The following is a 14,843-nucleotide window of genomic DNA, read 5'->3' on the forward strand; positions in this document are numbered from 1 at the left end:
GTCAGCAGGCGTGACCGACATCGCCGCGCAGACCCAGACCGCCCTCACCCGGATCCTCACCGAGCGTCAGACCAAGGGCCGCGTGCCGGGTCTGGTCGGCGCGGTCGCCCGCGGCGGGAAGCTGGCCTGGTCGGGAGGCGTCGGCTCCGCCTCGCTGGACAACCCCGGCGTGGCGCCGACCGCCGACACGCAGTACCTGATCGCCTCGCACAGCAAGATGTTCACCGCGGTCGCGATCATGGCGCTGCGCGACGAGGGCAAGCTGAGCCTGGACGACCCGATCGAGAAGTTCGTCCCGGAGAGCAAGCACGCCGGTATCACCGTGCGGCAGATGCTCAGCCACGTCAGCGGTATGCAGCGCGAGCCGGTCGGCGACGTCTGGGACGTGATGAAGTTCCCCGACCGCGCCGAGCTGGTCGCGGGCTGGAACGAGGCCGAGCGGATCGGCAAGCCGCACCACCGGTTCCACTACTCCAACCTGGTCTACTCGCTGCTCGGCGAGATCGTCGCGCGGCTGGACGGCCGGTCCTGGTACGAGTCGATCCAGGACCGGATCCTGCGGCCGCTGGACCTGCGCCGGACGACGGTCGGGATGGATGGCGGCCCGGCCGCGTCCGGGTACTACGTGCCGCCGTTCACCGACGTACCGGTGCCCGAGCCGCTGCTCTCGCTCGGCGCGATGGACGCCTGCGGCGGACTCGCCAGCACCGCCGAGGACCTGGCCAAGTGGATGGCCTTCCTGGCCGACCCGACCGACGAGGTGCTGTCGAAGGACACGCTGGAGGAGATGTGCCAGCCGCAGATCATGGCCGATCTGGACCGCTGGCAGCTCGCCTTCGGCCTCGGTTTCATGCTGCTGCGCGTCGGTGAGCGGGTTTTCGCCGGCCACACCGGCGGCATGCCCGGCCACATCACCGGCAGCTTCGTGCACCGCGCCTCCGGCACCGCGGGCATCGCGCTGATGAACACCACCGCGGCCCCGTCCCCGGCCGCCCTGGCCACCGACCTGGCGATCAAGGTGCTCGACGACGACCCGGTCCTGCCGCCGGCCTGGACCCCCGGTACGACGGTTCCCGCCGAACTCGCCGGCGTACTCGGCACCTGGTTCACCGAGGGCGCGCCGTTCGTCTTCTCGGTCCGCGAAGGCCGTCTCGAAGCCAAGTCTCCCGCGGCCGCGGACTACACCGCCCCCGCGGTCTTCGAGAAGATCTCGACCGACGTCTACCGCACCGTCTCCGGCCGCGAGACCGGCGAACTGCTCCGCATCACCCGCGACGCCGACGGCACCCCGACGAAGTTGAACTGGGCGACCTACCTCTGCACCCGCGAACCCCTGGCCTTCGGCCAGCACTTGTAGAAGAGACGACGCGGGGAGTCGGCCGCACGAGGACGGCTGCGCCGAGCGCCGGCTGCGCCGAGGACCGGTACGGGCCGCCTCCGGCGCAGCCGTCGTCCTGCTGCTACTCCGTGTACCCGGTGCGCCCGTCCAGCAGTTCCCGGATGATGTCGAGGTGCCCGACGTGCCGGGCGGTCTCCTCGATCATGTGGCACAGCACGTACCGCAGCGAGGCGGCTCCGCCCTCACGGACGGTCGGTCCCTGCTCCAGAGCGTCCAGCGACAGTGAGGCGACGATCACGTTCGACCGCGCGCACTCCTCGTCGTACTCGTCGAGCAGCTGCGCGAGCGGGACGTCGTCGACGAACATCTCCGCGTCGACATGCCCGCCCTCGGTCCACGGCGTCTGCCCCGTATCCGGTACGCCGGCCACGTTCAGCTGGAACCAGGAGTACTCGTTCCAGCGCAGGTGCGCCACGATTCCCGCCATCGTCATCAGCGGCGACGTCGGCAGCACCTTGCGGTGCTCGTCGGCAGGGCTGAGCCCCGCGCACTTCATCCGGACGAAGGACCGCTGCAGGTCCAGCCAGCCGGTCAGTTGGGTTCGCTCGTCCGCCGTCAGCGGCGGACGCGTCACTACAGTCATTCACGACTCCACAGTGGATCTGGAGCCACCGCTCAGTCGCGGGTACGACGAGCCGGCGGCACGAAGGTCTTACCGGACATCGCGCTCACCTCCCTCTCGTCTCGGACCAGACCCTAGCGGTCCCCAGCTCCGGAGTTCAACAGGATTGCCTTCACCTCGGCCTTGAGCACCTTGCCGACCTTGGAGCGCGGCAGCTCGGTCCACACCTCGATCTGCTTGGGGGTCTTCACGCTGCCCAGCCGGCTCTTCACGTAGTTGCGGACCTCGGACTCGGTCACGGTCAGCCCGGGATGCAGCTGCAGGACCGCGGTGACCCGTTCGCCCCACTTCTCGTCCGGCAGCCCGACCACCGCGCAGTCCTGGATCGCGGGATAGGTCATCAGCGTCTGCTCGACCTCCGCCGAGTACACGTTGAACCCACCGGTGATGATCATGTCTTTCGCCCTGTCCACGATGTAGAGGTAGTTGTTCTCGTCCAGGAACCCGATGTCCCCGGTGTGGTGCCATCCGTACGCCGACGCGGCCGCCGTCGCGTCGGGATCGGCGTAGTAGCCGGCCATCACGAGCGACCCACGGACGACGATCTCCCCGCGTTCGCCGTGGTCCAGCAGTCGTCCGTCGTCGGCCATGATCGCGACCTGCGTGAGCGGACTCGGCCGCCCGGCCGATGCGAACCGCTCGACCGCGGGTGACCCGTCGGCGCGGAAGTGGTCGGCCGGTGCCATCGTCGCGATCATCATCGGCGCCTCGCTCTGGCCGAACAGCTGGGCCATCACCGGCCCGATCCGCTGCAATGCCTCCTCCAGACGAGCGGCCGACATCGGCGCGGCGCCGTACCAGAAGCACTGCAGGGAGCTCAGATCGCTGCTGGGCAAGGATTCCTCGGCCAGCAGCATGTAGATCAGTGTCGGCGGCAGGAACGTGTGGGTGACCCGATGCCGCGCGATCAGCTGCAGGAACTCCGGCAGGTCCGGCTTCGGCATCACCACGATCTCGCCGCCGAGAGTCATCACCGGGAAGCACAGGACGCCCGCCGCGTGCGTCAGCGGAGCGAGCGCCAGGTAGACCGGCCGGCCCTCGAACGGGTAGGCCATCAGCGTGATCGCCGACATCGTCTCCAGGTTCCGCCCGGTCAGCATCACCCCCTTCGGCCGTCCGGTGGTGCCGCCGGTGCCGACCAGCATCGCGACGTCGTCCAGCGGATCGGCCTGCCACGGCTCCGCCGGTACGCCGTTCAGCCACTCCGTCAGACTGGTTGCTTCAGGCAAGGAGTCGTCCAGGCACACGGCCAGCCGGAGCTTCGGCAGCTCGGGCAGAATCCTCTGCACCAAAGGCGCGAAGGCGCGCTGGAAGATCAGCACCGAGCAGTCGAACGCGTCCAGCAGGTCACGGTTCTCGGCCGCTTCGTTGCGCGGGTTGACCGGGCACCAGACCGCTCCGGCCCGGGAGATGCCGAACACGCAGGCGAACGCGATCGGGTTGTTCGCCGACAGGATCGCGACCTTGTCGCCCGCCCCGATCCCGGACTTCGCCAGCGCCCGCGCGACCTGGTACGACAACTCCTGCACCTCGGCGTAGCTGAGGCTGGTCCCGCCCATCGTCAGGCAAGGCGCGGCCGGACCGAGCGACGCGCCCTTGTCCAGGTAGTCGTACAACCGCACGCGAACTCCTCGCCGGGTGGAACAGACGCGGGGGCGATCCCGGGGGGTTGAGGGGGCACCCCCGCGTCTGGGTCAGTGGTGAACGGTCAGCACCGGTTCGAGCACGAGGCCGAAGCTCCGCAGTACGCCGAGCAGCTCACGGTGCCCGAAGGCCTGACAGGCCGAGGCGAGCCCGGTACGACGCGGCGGTTGCTGCAGCAGCGAGTACGCCGCGTACGCCTGCAGCGCGCCGGTCTGCTTGTAGTTGCTGTTGCCGTAGATCACGCAGTGCGCGCGGCCCAGCGGCCCGGTCGCGTAGACCGAGTCCAGCGAGGTGTTGATCCGTGGGTTCTCCCGCGGCGGCATGCTCGCCTGGACCGACGCGGCGACATCGGCGAGCGCCGCTTCCTGCTGGTCGGCGGGCAGGGTCTTGATCTGCGTTTCGACCATCTTCACGGCCTCGACGACCCCCTGCATGACGGTCCGGTCGAAGACGCCACCGGCGACCTTCACGTTCGCCACCCGCGGGTCGTTGCGGAACCAGACCGGATGGCTGGTGCCACCCCACGGCAGCGCGAGCGCGGACTCGTGCTGGCCCGGCACGTTCACCTCGAAGGTGGTCAGCGGGTCCCACTTCACCAGCTGGTTCTGCTCCAGGTAGTGCCAGTCGGCCTTCAGGATCGTGAAGATCGTCTGCGTCGACGCGTACGTCGGGAAGCCCTTCCAGAGCACGAGGATGTCGAGCGTGTCCAGGCCGGGCGTCTCCAGGCAGATGTTCGCCGCGATCTCGCCGGTGGTGTACATCTGTGCGATGCCCGGACCGAGCAGCAGACCCTGGGCGGCGAACTTGTCGCCCCAGTTCTCCTGCGCGGCCAGCATCCAGTCCTGCTCGCCGGTGGTGTCCAGGTAGTGGCAGCCGGCCGCCAGGGACGCCTCGACCACCTCGGGCCCGTACTTCACGAACGGGCCGACCATGTTGCTGACCACCTGCGCGCCGCTGAACAGCTCGGTCAGCGCACCGACCTCGTGATCGACCTCGACCACCTCGTGGTCCACGGTCTCGATCCCGGGCACCTTGTCGAGCACCGCCTGGATCCGGTCCTTGTCCCGGCCGGCCGCGATGAACGGGACGTGGTACTCGCGCAGGTACTCGCAGACGAGCCGGCCGGTGTAGCCGGAGGCGCCGTACACGACGACGGGTTTGGTCATCTCACATCCCCATTCCGCCGTCGACCGGCAGCCCCGCGCCGGTGATGAACTTGGCCGCGTCGGAGGCCAGGAAGACCACCGCGTCGGCCATGTCGCCGACCTCGCCGAGCCGGCCCAGCGGGGTCAGTCCGATCACGTCACCGACGGCGGCCTCGGCCGACGGCCACAGCCCGAGGGTGACCATGTCGGCCGCCAGCTTCATGCCCATCTCGGTCGGCACCAGTCCGGGGTAGACGCAGTTCACCCGGACGCCGTACCCGAGCTTGCCGGACTCCATCGCCGCGACCCGGGTCAGGCGGTCGACCGCCGACTTGGTCGCGGAGTAGCCGGCGATGCCCGGGAACGGAATGGTCGCCGCGACGCTGGAGATGTTGACCACCGAGCCGCCAGACCCCGCCGGTCCGCCCGGGCGCATGGCCCGGAACGCGTGCTTCACACCGAGTGCGGTGCCCAGCACGTTGATCTCCAGCATCGCGCGTACGTCGTCCGGGTCGAGGTCCACGACCAGCCCGGACAGCTCCACGCCCGCGTTGTTCACCAGGATGTCGAGGCCGCCGAGCTCGCCGACGGTCGCGGTGATCGCGGTCTCCCACGCGGCGTCGTCGGTCACGTCGAGCGGTACGAACGCCGCGGTCGCACCTGTCTGCTTGAGCTCGTCCGCGGTCTTGCGGCCCAGCTCCTCCTGGATGTCGGCGATCACCACGGCGGCACCGGCGGCGGCCAGTGCCTGCGCCATCCCGGCCCCGAGGCCCCGGGCACCTCCGGTCACCAGCGCCTTGCGTCCGGTCAGGTCGTACATGGCAACTCCCCTCATCCGGTGCGGATGCTTTGACGCCGCGGTCACCGGTGAGGCGGTGACCGGGCGGTGACCTCAGCGTCACGGAACTTTGGACACTCGTCAAGACTTCCTTGGACAACTGTCAAGAAAAGCGGTCCGGGCGGGTACGATCGTGTTCAGGAGGCTCGCCGATGACCGAGGTGACGGACCGGATCTCGCGCCGGCAGGTGGACAAGTTCGCGGAGCGCCGCGCACAACTGGCCACCTCGGCGCTGCGCACGCTGTCCGAGCTCGGCTACGCCCGGACCAGCCTGCGCGAGATCGCCCAGAACTCCGAGTTCTCGCACGGCGTGCTGCACTACTACTTCCGCGACAAGGTCGAGCTGATCACCGCCTGCGTCAAGCAGTACAAGGCCGAGTGCGTCACCCGGTACGACCAGATCGTCGTCACCGCGAAGACCGCCGAAGGCCTGCGCAAGGACTTCGCCGAGGCGCTGGCGACCACCTGCCGCGAGGACGCCTCGATGCACCGCCTCTGGTACGACTTGCGCAACCAGGCCCTGTTCGAGGAGTCGTTCCGCAAGGACGTCCTGGAGATCGACCAGACGCTGGAACAGATGATCTGGCGTGTCGTCACCACCTACGCCGACCTGGCCGGACGGCCGCTCGCGGTCACCCCTGGTACGGCGTACGGGCTGCTCGACGGGTTGTTCACCCAGGCCCTCCTGCGCCACCTGTCCGGCGTCCCCGGAGCCACCGAAGACCTGGCCGCCGCCGCCCACCAGACGCTGCCCAAGCTGCTCGACGCCTGATGGACCCCCGCTTCGACGTCCCTACCTACACTCGCGCCGAAGTCGCCCTCCACCTCGGCCTCCCCCTGACCACCCTCGGCGCCTGGCTCCGCTCCGGCGCCCTGGAGGCGCCGACCGCCCCGGCCCGCGGCGAGGTGACCATCACGTTCGCCGGCCTGGTGGAGACCCACATGCTTCGCGAGCTGCGCCAAGCAGGCCTTCCCCTGCAGGCGATCGAGGACGCCGCCGTCACCCTGCGGTCCAAGCTCGACCGCCATCACCCCCTGGCCTGGCAGGGCCTCGCCCACGACGGCCGCGACCTACTGATCGAGCTCGCCGCCGACGGCCAGGACCCCGCCTGGGAGCGGATCCGCGACAGCCAAGGCGGCCTGCCCGGCCTCGTACGCCGCGGCTCGGAAGCCGTCACCTGGGCCCCCGACGGTTACCCGAGCAGCCTCCGCCTGGTCGCCTACACCGACGTCGCCGTCCAGATCGACCCGCTTCGCGCCGAGGGCCGTCCCATCGTCGAAACCCCCGACGGCCGCGAGATTCGTGTCGAGGATGTCGTCGACCAGGCCCGCGCCGGTACGCCGTACCGCACGATCGCCGGCAGGAACGGCCTCGAGGCGACCGAGATCGAAGCCTTGGTCCGCCCGCACATCAGACCCCCGACCGTCCACCGGCGCCGCAAGTCCACCGACGACGTGCTGCTCTAGAGGTTCCGCCGGTCGTTGATGCGTTTCGCCTTGCCCAGTGAGCGTTCCAGGGCGTGCGGAGCGACGACCTCGACGGTGGCGGTGACGCCGATGTGGGTCTTGATGCGGTGGGACAGTTCACGCGCGGCGGGGTTGTGGTCGGCCAGGCCCGGGGCGGCCTCGACCTGGACGGTGAGTTCGTCGAGGCGGTTCGGGCGGGTGAGCACGCACAGGTAGTGCGGCGTGAGGCCCTCGACCTGCAGGATCTGTTCCTCGATCTGGGTCGGGAAGACGTTCACGCCGCGGACGATCATCATGTCGTCGGTGCGGCCGGTGATCTTCTCCATCCGGCGCATGCCGGGCCGGGCGGTGCCGGGCAGCAGGCGGGTCAGGTCGCGAGTCCGGTACCGGAGAACGGGGAAGGCCTCCTTGGTGAGGGTGGTGAAGACGAGCTCACCTTCTGAACCGTCCGGCAGCACCTCGCCGGTGACGGGATCGATGATCTCGGGGTAGAAGTGGTCCTCCCAGATGTGCAGCCCGTCCTTGGTCTCGATGCACTCCTGTGCGACGCCCGGGCCCATCACCTCCGACAGGCCGTAGATGTCGACCGCGTGCATCCCGGTGCGCAACTCGACCTCGGTCCGCATCTGCTCGGTCCACGGTTCCGCGCCGAAGATCCCGATCCGCAGCGCCGTGTCCCGGGGATCGATGCCGCGGGCATCCATCTCGTCGAGGATCGCCAGGAAGTACGACGGGGTGACCATCACGATCTCCGCGCCGAAGTCGCGGATCAGGTCGACCTGCCGCTCGGTCATCCCACCCGAGACCGGGACGACCGTGCAGCCGAGCCTCTCGGCACCGTAGTGCGCGCCGAGCCCGCCCGTGAACAGCCCGTACCCGTACGCGACATGGCAGACGTCACCCGCGCGACCACCGGCAGCGCGGATCGACCGCGCGATCAGGTCGGCCCACCGGTCGATGTCGCCGCGCGTGTAGCCGACGACGGTCGGGCGTCCCGTCGTACCGGACGAGGCGTGCACCCGCACGACCTCCGAGCGCGGCACCGCGAACATCCCGAACGGGTAGTTGTCCCGCAGGTCCTGCTTCCCGGTGAACGGCAACCGGCTCAGGTCCGACAGCTCCCGCAGATCGCCCGGTGCGAACCCGACCTGGTCCAGCGCGGCCTTGTAGTGCGGCACGTTCTCGTACGCCGCGCGCACGGTGGTCTGCAGCTGCGCGAGCTGCCGCGCCCGGAGCTCGTCGACGGACAGCCGCTCCCCGGCGTCCTGCAGGTCGGGCGGGCACGGTTCACCGAGGAATCGCTCGGTCATCGCAGGACCTCCGAAATTTCGTGGGTTCACCCACCAAATCGCCCGTTGACCCACGATAATCCGGTAGGCCAACGGGCCATTTGAGGGGTCAACCCGTCAAATGCGCGGTCAGGGGCGCGCCAGCAGGGTGGCGATGCCCTGGCCGACGCCGATGCACATGGTGGTCAGCGCGTACCCGGCGTCGCGGTGGCGAAGCTCGAGGGCGGCGGTGAGGGCGAGGCGGGCGCCGGACATGCCCAGGGGGTGACCCAGGGCGATGGCGCCGCCGTTCGGGTTGACGTGTTCGGCGTCGTCAGGCAGGCCGAGCTCCCGCAGCACCGCCAGGGACTGCGAGGCAAAGGCCTCGTTGAGCTCGATCACGTCGACGTCGGCGAGCGCGACGCCGGTCCGGTCGAGCACCTTGCGGGTCGCGGGCGCGGGCCCGATGCCCATGATCCGCGGCGGTACGCCGGCCGCCGCGGTGCCGACGATCCGGGCCAGCGGGGTGACGCTGAGCTGCTCGACCGCCTCGCCGCTCATCACCAGCAGCGCGGCGGCGCCGTCGTTCACGCCCGAGGCGTTGCCGGCGGTGACCGTGCCCGGGTCGCGGAACGGCGTCTTCAGCCCGGCGAGCGCCTCCAGCGAGGTCTCCCGCGGGTGCTCGTCGGTGTCGACCACGGTGACCGCGCCGCGCTTGCCCGGCACCTCGACGGCGACGATTTCCTCGGCCAGGCGGCCGTTCGCGATCGCCTTGGCCGCGCGCTGCTGGCTGCGCAGCGCGAACAGGTCCTGGTCCTCACGGCCGATGCCGAAGTCGGCCGCGACGTTCTCCGCGGTCTCCGGCATCGAGTCGATCCCGTACTGCGCCTTCAGGACCGGATTGACGAACCGCCAGCCGATCGTGGTGTCGAAGATCTCCGCCGACCGGGAGAACGCACTTGTTGCCTTAGGCATCACAAACGGGGCCCGGGACATCGACTCGACGCCACCGGCGATCACCACGTCGTTGTCCCCGGCAATGATCGACCGGGCCGCCGAGGCGACCGCGTCCAGGCCGGAGCCGCAGAGCCGGTTGATCGTCGACCCCGGCACGCTGTCCGGCAGCCCGGCCAGCAGGGTGGCCATCCGGGCGATGTTCCGGTTGTCCTCGCCGGCCTGGTTCGCGCAGCCGAGCAGCACGTCGTCGATCGCCGCCGGGTCGAGCGAGGGGTGCCGGGCCAGCAAGGACCGCAGAACGTGAGCCGCGAGATCGTCCGGCCGGACCGCCGCGAGCGCGCCGCCGTACCGGCCGATCGGGGTGCGAACGCCGTCGACGAGATAGGCGACGCGATTCATGAGTCCTCCTCCTGGATGACGGTGCCGGGAAGTTGGCGGCTGCGGCCGCGGAACTCCGCGACCACCTCGTCGCCGCGACAGACGGTGACGTCGTAGATCGCGTTCCGGCCGAAGACCGTCCGTTCGCGAGCTTCGGCGACCAGGACGTCGCCGCGCCGGGCCGCCGCGACGAAAACGATGTCGCACGCCTGCGCGACCGTGACCTGGTTGCGCGAGTTGCAGGCGAAGGCGAACGCGGAGTCGGCGAGGGTGAAGACGAAGCCGCCGTGGGCGATACCGTGGCCGTTGACCATGTCGTCGCGCACGGTCATCTCCAGCCGGGCGGTGCCGGTGCCGACGGCGAGCAGGCGCATCCCGAGCCCGGCGCTGGCGGCGTCGCCGGCCCACATCGCGGCCGCCACGCGGGCAGCCAGATCATCACCCATGGTTGTTACACCCTATCCGCGATCTGTCCAGCGACTGTAACATCAGGTCCGTCGACCACCTCAGCTTGGAGCGCACCCCATGACATCGACCGACTGGCTCGCCACTCACCGCGACCGCCTCGACGGGGCGCTGGCGGCGATCCGCAGCCGTGGTTACTTCTCCGCCTTCCCCGAGTCGCCGAGCCCGCGGGTGTACGGCGAGAACGCGGCCGCCGACGGCAAGGCCGCCTTCGAGCAGCACCTCGGCAAGCAGTACGCGCTGCAGACCCCGGGCGCCAACGGGTCGGTCGTCACCGAGCAGTCGCCGTTCGGTCTCGAGCTGAACGTCGAGTACCCGCGCACCACCGAGAACGGCCTGGACGAGCTGCTCGCCGCCGCTCAGCAGGGCCTGGCCGACTGGCGCAAGGCCGGGATCGACGGCCGGACCGGTGTCACGCTGGAGATCCTCGACCGCCTGCACAAGCGCGTCTTCGAGCTGGCCAACGCCGTGCAGCACACCAGCGGCCAGGCGTTCGTGATGGCGTTCCAGGCCGGCGGCGCGCACGCGCTGGACCGCGCGCTGGAGGCGGTCGCCTACGCGTACGAGGAGATGAGCCGCTACCCGGCCGAGGCGGTCTGGGAGAAGCCGGCCAAGGGTGACCCGATCCGGATGACCAAGAACTTCACGGTCACCGGCCGCGGGGTCGCGCTGGTGATCGGCTGCAACACCTTCCCGACCTGGAACTCCTGGCCCGGCCTGTTCGCCTCGCTCGTCACCGGCAACGCCGTCGTGGTCAAGCCGCACCCGCTGGCCGTCCTGCCGCTGGCGATCACCGTCGAGGTCTGCCGTGAGGTGCTCACCGAGGCCGGTCTCGACCCGAACCTGGTCACCCTGGCCGCCGAGCGTCCGGAGGACGGCCTGGCCAAGCCGCTCGCGCTGCGGCCCGAGGTGAAGCTGATCGACTTCACCGGCGGCAGCGAGTTCGGCGAGTGGCTGGAGCAGAACGCCACCCAGGCGACCGTGTTCACCGAGAAGGCCGGCGTCAACGCGGTGATCGTCGACTCGACCGACTCGTTCAAGGCGCTGTGCGGCAACCTCGCCTTCACACTGTCGCTGTACTCCGGCCAGATGTGCACCACCACGCAGAACCTGTTCGTCCCGGCCGGCGGCATCGAGACCGACGAGGGGCACAAGTCGTTCGACGAGGTCGGCGCCGGTATCGCCGCCGCGATCGGCAAGCTGCTCGGCGACGACGCCCGCGCGGTCGAGATCCTCGGCGGCATCGTGAACCCGGCGGTGATCAACCGCCTCGAGCTGGCCACCGAGTACGGCGACGTGGTGCTGGAGTCCCGCGCGATCAAGCACCCGCAGTACGAGGACGCCGTGATCCGCACGCCGCTGCTGGTCGCGATCGACGCCGAGGACGAGGGCGTCTACGGCCGGGAGTGCTTCGGCCCGGTCTCGTTCCTGGTCCGGACCGGGGACACCAAGCAGTCGATCGAGCTGTTCCGACGCACGGTCGCCGAGGGCGGCGCGATGACGGCCGGCGTCTACTCCACCGACGAGGGCGTGCTCGAGCTGGCCCGCGACACCGCGCTGGACGTCGGCGTCGCGCTGTCGGAGAACCTGACCGGCCAGGTCTTCGTGAACCAGTCGGCGGCGTTCAGCGACTTCCACGGCACCGGGGCCAATCCGGCCGCCAACGCGACGTACACCGATGGGGCCTACGTGGCGAGCCGCTTCCGCGTCGTTCAATCCAGGCGGCACGCCTGATCCGGCGCGCTTAGTCTGGTGGGCATGCCCAAATCTGTGGACGACCAGACCCTGAGCGAAGTCCTCGCGTACTACGACAGCTGGCTGGCCTTCAACCAGCGCTACCGGCGGATCCCCGGGATCCAGGCCGCCGTGTACGCCGGGGACCGGGTCGCGCTGTCCACGGCGTACGGGCTGGCGGACGTCGAGTCGGGGGTCGCGCTGAGCACGGAGCACCTGTTCCGGATCGCGTCGCACTCGAAGACGTTCACCGCGACGGCCGTGCTGCAGCTGGTCGAGCAGGGCAAGCTGCGGCTGGACGACAAGGCGTCGGCGCACGTCACCGAGATCGTCGGTACGCCGCTGGGGGACCGCACCCTGCGCGACCTGCTCAGCCATGCCGCCGGGGTCACCCGGGACAGCCTGGAGGCCGACTTCTGGCAGCTCGCGGCGCCGTTCCCGGACCGTGAGCACCTGCTCGACGTCCTGCGCGCGGACACCTCGGCGGTGATCGAGGACAACGACCGGTTCAAGTACTCCAACATCGGCTACGGGCTGCTCGGCCTCGTGATCGAGGCGGTCACCGGTACGCCGTACAACGAGCACGTCCAGACGGCGATCGTCGCGAAGCTCGGCCTCGGCGACCTCGGTCCGGAGCTCGATCCGAGCCGGAGCACCCAGTACGCCGTGGGCTACAGCGCCTACGCGTATGCCGACCGCCGGGTGCCGATCGAGCACGTCGACACCCGGGCGCTGGCGTCCGCGACCGGTTTCTACGGCACGGCGCACGACCTGGTCACGTACTGGTCGGCGCACCTGCCGGGGGACGAGCGGCTGCTGACCGACGGCTCGAAGCGCCAGATGCAGCACCCGCTCTGGAAGACCGCGGAGGAGGACGGGCCGCGGTACGGGCTGGGCCTGATGGTGAACGAGGTCGCCAAGCGGGACGTGTTCGGGCACGGCGGCGGTTATCCCGGGCACATCACCCGGTCGATGGTCGACCCCGGCCGGCGCGTTGCGGTGTCGGTGCTGACCAACGCCATCGACGGGCCGGCAACCGAGCTGGCCGAGGGCGTGCTCAAGCTGATCGACCTCGCCGAGTCCAAGGACCGCGGGGAGGGTGAGCTGTCCCGCTTCACCGGCCGGTTCGCGAACCTGTGGGGTGTGTACGACATCGCTCTGCTCGGCGGCCGGCTCTACGTGCTCGACCCGACCGGGGGCGATCCGACGGCCGAGGCGATCACGCTCGAGCCGGACGGCGACACGGCGCTTCGGGTGACCAACGGCTCCGGCTACGGCGGCTACGGCGAGCAGTACCGGTTCACCTTCGGCGCCGACGGCCAGATCGAGTCGGTTCGCGTGGCCAACGGCCTGATCAGTCACCCCATCGAGCACTTCTCTTTGCCCGATCAGGTCACCGTACGGTAGTGGCATGACCATCCACGGGGACCATCCGTTTCTGCCTGCCGAGAGTGACCGGAGTCCGGTCCGGCGCTTTCGTGGGCGGCTGGCTTCGCCGGTCGGGCTCTGGACCAGCGAGTACGCCGGTAAGCGGGCCGGGCTGACGGTCTCGTCGATGGTCGTCGGCGACGGCGACCCGGGGGTCGTGGTCGGGCTGCTCGACCCCGACTCCGACCTGTGGGAAACGTTGCGCAAGGCAAAGACCGCCGTGGTCGCGCTGCTCGGTGGACCGCACCAGCAGCTCGCGGACGCCTTCGGCTACGTGGCTCCCGCGCCCGGCGGTCCGTTCCGGATGATCGAGTGGACCGACACCAACTGGGGTCCCGCGCCGGTGGGCGTGAGCACCTGGGCGGGCTGCCGGCTGCTCACCGAGGACCCGCCCGAGGCCGGCTGGTCGGTGCAGGTCCAGCTCGCGATCGAGCACGTCGAGCTGCTCCCGGACGACGTACCGCCGCTCGTCCACCGGCGAGGCCGCTACACCGTCCTCTGACGCCTAGCCCCGCGCCCGGATCCGCGCGGCCTCCGACTCCTGGAACTTCGTGCCACGCACCAGGAAATCGTGAATGACCTCCAACTCCGCGCGCGTGTAGCGCTCCAGAATCGCCTGCCCTGCTGGGCGAATCGGCCCGTACACCTGCTCGACCCGTGACTCGGCCAGCGGTGTCGGCCGCACCAGCACCCGCCGCCGGTCCGCCTCGTCGCGCGTCCGCACGGCGTACCCGGCGCCCTCCAGCCGTTCGATCGCCGCGGTGGTCGCGCCAGGACTGAGTTGGGTCCGCTCGGCGAGCTCGCCCGCGGTCAGCTCACCGAGCCGCAGCAGCAGACCGATGCACGCCAGGTCGGTCCTGTTCACACCCAGCTCGATCGCCGCCGTCGCATCGACCTGGTCGGTCGCCTCCTGGAACACCACCACCGCGGTGGTGATCGCCTCGATCAGCTCGGCCCGGGTTTGTTTCGACACTCGAAATACTTTAGCATCGGTTCAGTTGTTTCGACGATCGAAACAATTGACCTCAGGGAGGGTTCGATGGCGTCCACCACCGCGTTGCCCGGCTGGCTTCCGTTCGCCAACCGGGTGGTGAAGTTCCTGCACCGGCTGGGCCTGCCGCTCGGCACGATCCAGCTGCTGTCCGTGCCCGGCCGGTCGACCGGCGAGTTGCGCACCACGCCGGTCTCCCCGTTCACCGCCGGAGCTCACCAGTACGTCGTGAGCCCGGTCCCGAAGTCCGACTGGGTTCGCAACGCCGGCGCAGCCGGCTGGGGCATGCTCCGGCGCGGCCGGGTCAGCCGTCGGGTGACCCTCGAGACCGTCACCGACCCGGCGGAGAAGGAGGCGGCCCTCAGGGCGTTCCCGGATCAGGTGCCGAACGGGGTCCCGTTTTTCGTCAAGGTCGGTGCCGTCACCAGCGCGTCGCCGGACGAGTTCGCCGCCGCGGCGCCCGGTTGCGCCGTCTTCCGGGTCGGCCCCGCCTGATTTTCGCCGTC

15 protein-coding genes are annotated in these 14,843 nt (G+C 70.0%); 7 read left to right on the forward strand and 8 right to left on the reverse strand.

Features of this window, described 5'->3' with window-relative positions:
* Positions 1-10: 10 nt before the first annotated feature.
* Positions 11-1,357 carry a serine hydrolase domain-containing protein gene (locus BWI15_RS33685; RefSeq protein WP_077018536.1) on the forward strand — a complete coding sequence of 449 codons (1,347 nt, stop codon included), beginning with the start codon at positions 11-13 and terminating at the stop codon, positions 1,355-1,357.
* A 103-nt stretch (positions 1,358-1,460) separates the two neighbouring features.
* Here the strand turns inward: BWI15_RS33685 and BWI15_RS33690 are convergent, their stop codons facing one another.
* From BWI15_RS33690 to BWI15_RS33705, 4 genes are all read right to left on the reverse strand, one after another.
* A complete protein-coding gene (locus BWI15_RS33690; protein WP_077018537.1) occupies positions 1,461-1,982 on the reverse strand; it encodes a DinB family protein in 522 nt (173 codons plus the stop codon).
* Between the two features lie 113 nt (positions 1,983-2,095).
* The gene (locus BWI15_RS33695; protein ID WP_077018538.1) at positions 2,096-3,643 is read right to left on the reverse strand and encodes an AMP-binding protein; all 1,548 of its coding nucleotides are present in this window, start codon (positions 3,641-3,643) and stop codon (positions 2,096-2,098) included.
* A gap of 72 nt (positions 3,644-3,715) precedes the next feature.
* Positions 3,716-4,831, reverse strand: a complete 1,116-nt coding sequence (locus tag BWI15_RS33700) for a DUF5938 domain-containing protein (RefSeq protein ID WP_077018539.1) — start codon at positions 4,829-4,831, stop codon at positions 3,716-3,718.
* Between the two features lies 1 nt (position 4,832).
* Entirely contained in the window at positions 4,833-5,630 is a 798-nt protein-coding gene (locus BWI15_RS33705; protein ID WP_202817789.1) for an SDR family NAD(P)-dependent oxidoreductase, read from the reverse strand.
* A 170-nt stretch (positions 5,631-5,800) separates the two neighbouring features.
* Between BWI15_RS33705 and BWI15_RS33710 the strand changes: the two genes are divergently transcribed.
* Complete coding sequence (locus BWI15_RS33710) at positions 5,801-6,421, forward strand: TetR/AcrR family transcriptional regulator (RefSeq protein ID WP_077018541.1); 621 nt, start codon at positions 5,801-5,803, stop codon at positions 6,419-6,421.
* Positions 6,421-7,116 (forward strand): MerR family transcriptional regulator, encoded by a 696-nt coding sequence (locus BWI15_RS33715; RefSeq protein ID WP_077018542.1) that lies wholly within the window; start codon positions 6,421-6,423, stop codon positions 7,114-7,116. The genes BWI15_RS33710 and BWI15_RS33715 overlap by 1 nt, the downstream gene beginning before the upstream one ends.
* Here BWI15_RS33715 and paaK read toward each other — a convergent pair.
* The 3 genes from paaK to paaI form a co-directional block, all read right to left on the reverse strand.
* Positions 7,113-8,426 carry a phenylacetate--CoA ligase PaaK gene (gene paaK, locus BWI15_RS33720; protein WP_077018543.1) on the reverse strand — a complete coding sequence of 438 codons (1,314 nt, stop codon included), beginning with the start codon at positions 8,424-8,426 and terminating at the stop codon, positions 7,113-7,115. The genes BWI15_RS33715 and paaK overlap by 4 nt on opposite strands.
* A gap of 108 nt (positions 8,427-8,534) precedes the next feature.
* On the reverse strand, positions 8,535-9,740 hold the full coding sequence (gene pcaF / locus BWI15_RS33725) for a 3-oxoadipyl-CoA thiolase (RefSeq protein ID WP_077018544.1): 1,206 nt from the start codon (positions 9,738-9,740) through the stop codon (positions 8,535-8,537).
* The gene (paaI, locus tag BWI15_RS33730; RefSeq protein ID WP_077018545.1) at positions 9,737-10,165 is read right to left on the reverse strand and encodes a hydroxyphenylacetyl-CoA thioesterase PaaI; all 429 of its coding nucleotides are present in this window, start codon (positions 10,163-10,165) and stop codon (positions 9,737-9,739) included. The genes pcaF and paaI overlap by 4 nt, the downstream gene beginning before the upstream one ends.
* Positions 10,166-10,244: 79 nt before the next feature.
* Between paaI and paaN the strand changes: the two genes are divergently transcribed.
* From paaN to BWI15_RS33745, 3 genes are read left to right on the forward strand one after another with little or no spacing between them, the layout of a single operon-like run.
* On the forward strand, positions 10,245-11,918 hold the full coding sequence (paaN, locus tag BWI15_RS33735) for a phenylacetic acid degradation protein PaaN (RefSeq protein WP_077018546.1): 1,674 nt from the start codon (positions 10,245-10,247) through the stop codon (positions 11,916-11,918).
* Between the two features lie 24 nt (positions 11,919-11,942).
* Positions 11,943-13,325: a serine hydrolase domain-containing protein gene (locus tag BWI15_RS33740; protein ID WP_077018547.1), complete on the forward strand. Its 1,383-nt coding sequence runs from the start codon at positions 11,943-11,945 to the stop codon at positions 13,323-13,325.
* 4 nt (positions 13,326-13,329) lie between these two features.
* Positions 13,330-13,848 (forward strand): flavin reductase family protein, encoded by a 519-nt coding sequence (locus BWI15_RS33745; protein ID WP_077018548.1) that lies wholly within the window; start codon positions 13,330-13,332, stop codon positions 13,846-13,848.
* Positions 13,849-13,851: 3 nt separating this feature from the next.
* Here the strand turns inward: BWI15_RS33745 and BWI15_RS33750 are convergent, their stop codons facing one another.
* On the reverse strand, positions 13,852-14,319 hold the full coding sequence (locus tag BWI15_RS33750; RefSeq protein ID WP_077018549.1) for a MarR family winged helix-turn-helix transcriptional regulator: 468 nt from the start codon (positions 14,317-14,319) through the stop codon (positions 13,852-13,854).
* Between the two features lie 66 nt (positions 14,320-14,385).
* Here BWI15_RS33750 and BWI15_RS33755 point away from each other — a divergent pair, with 66 nt between their 5' ends.
* Positions 14,386-14,832 carry a nitroreductase/quinone reductase family protein gene (locus BWI15_RS33755; protein WP_077018550.1) on the forward strand — a complete coding sequence of 149 codons (447 nt, stop codon included), beginning with the start codon at positions 14,386-14,388 and terminating at the stop codon, positions 14,830-14,832.
* The last annotated feature ends 11 nt before the right edge of the window (positions 14,833-14,843 follow it).

Origin of the sequence: Kribbella sp. ALI-6-A, from assembly GCF_001984195.1 — a bacterium.
Lineage (GTDB): Bacteria > Actinomycetota > Actinomycetes > Propionibacteriales > Kribbellaceae > Kribbella.

Bases quoted from the DNA above. Each gene is read 5' to 3' on its own strand.
- BWI15_RS33690 (WP_077018537.1), bottom strand. From the start codon at position 1,982: ATGACTGTAGTGACGCGTCCGCCGCTGACGGCGGACGAGCGAACCCAA.
- BWI15_RS33700 (WP_077018539.1), bottom strand. From the start codon at position 4,831: ATGACCAAACCCGTCGTCGTGTACGGCGCCTCCGGCTACACCGGCCGG.
- BWI15_RS33705 (WP_202817789.1), bottom strand. From the start codon at position 5,630: ATGTACGACCTGACCGGACGCAAGGCGCTGGTGACCGGAGGTGCCCGG.
- BWI15_RS33710 (WP_077018541.1), top strand. From the start codon at position 5,801: ATGACCGAGGTGACGGACCGGATCTCGCGCCGGCAGGTGGACAAGTTC.
- BWI15_RS33715 (WP_077018542.1), top strand. From the start codon at position 6,421: ATGGACCCCCGCTTCGACGTCCCTACCTACACTCGCGCCGAAGTCGCC.
- paaK (WP_077018543.1), bottom strand. From the start codon at position 8,426: ATGACCGAGCGATTCCTCGGTGAACCGTGCCCGCCCGACCTGCAGGAC.
- pcaF (WP_077018544.1), bottom strand. From the start codon at position 9,740: ATGAATCGCGTCGCCTATCTCGTCGACGGCGTTCGCACCCCGATCGGC.
- paaI (WP_077018545.1), bottom strand. From the start codon at position 10,165: ATGGGTGATGATCTGGCTGCCCGCGTGGCGGCCGCGATGTGGGCCGGC.
- paaN (WP_077018546.1), top strand. From the start codon at position 10,245: ATGACATCGACCGACTGGCTCGCCACTCACCGCGACCGCCTCGACGGG.
- BWI15_RS33740 (WP_077018547.1), top strand. From the start codon at position 11,943: ATGCCCAAATCTGTGGACGACCAGACCCTGAGCGAAGTCCTCGCGTAC.
- BWI15_RS33745 (WP_077018548.1), top strand. From the start codon at position 13,330: ATGACCATCCACGGGGACCATCCGTTTCTGCCTGCCGAGAGTGACCGG.
- BWI15_RS33755 (WP_077018550.1), top strand. From the start codon at position 14,386: ATGGCGTCCACCACCGCGTTGCCCGGCTGGCTTCCGTTCGCCAACCGG.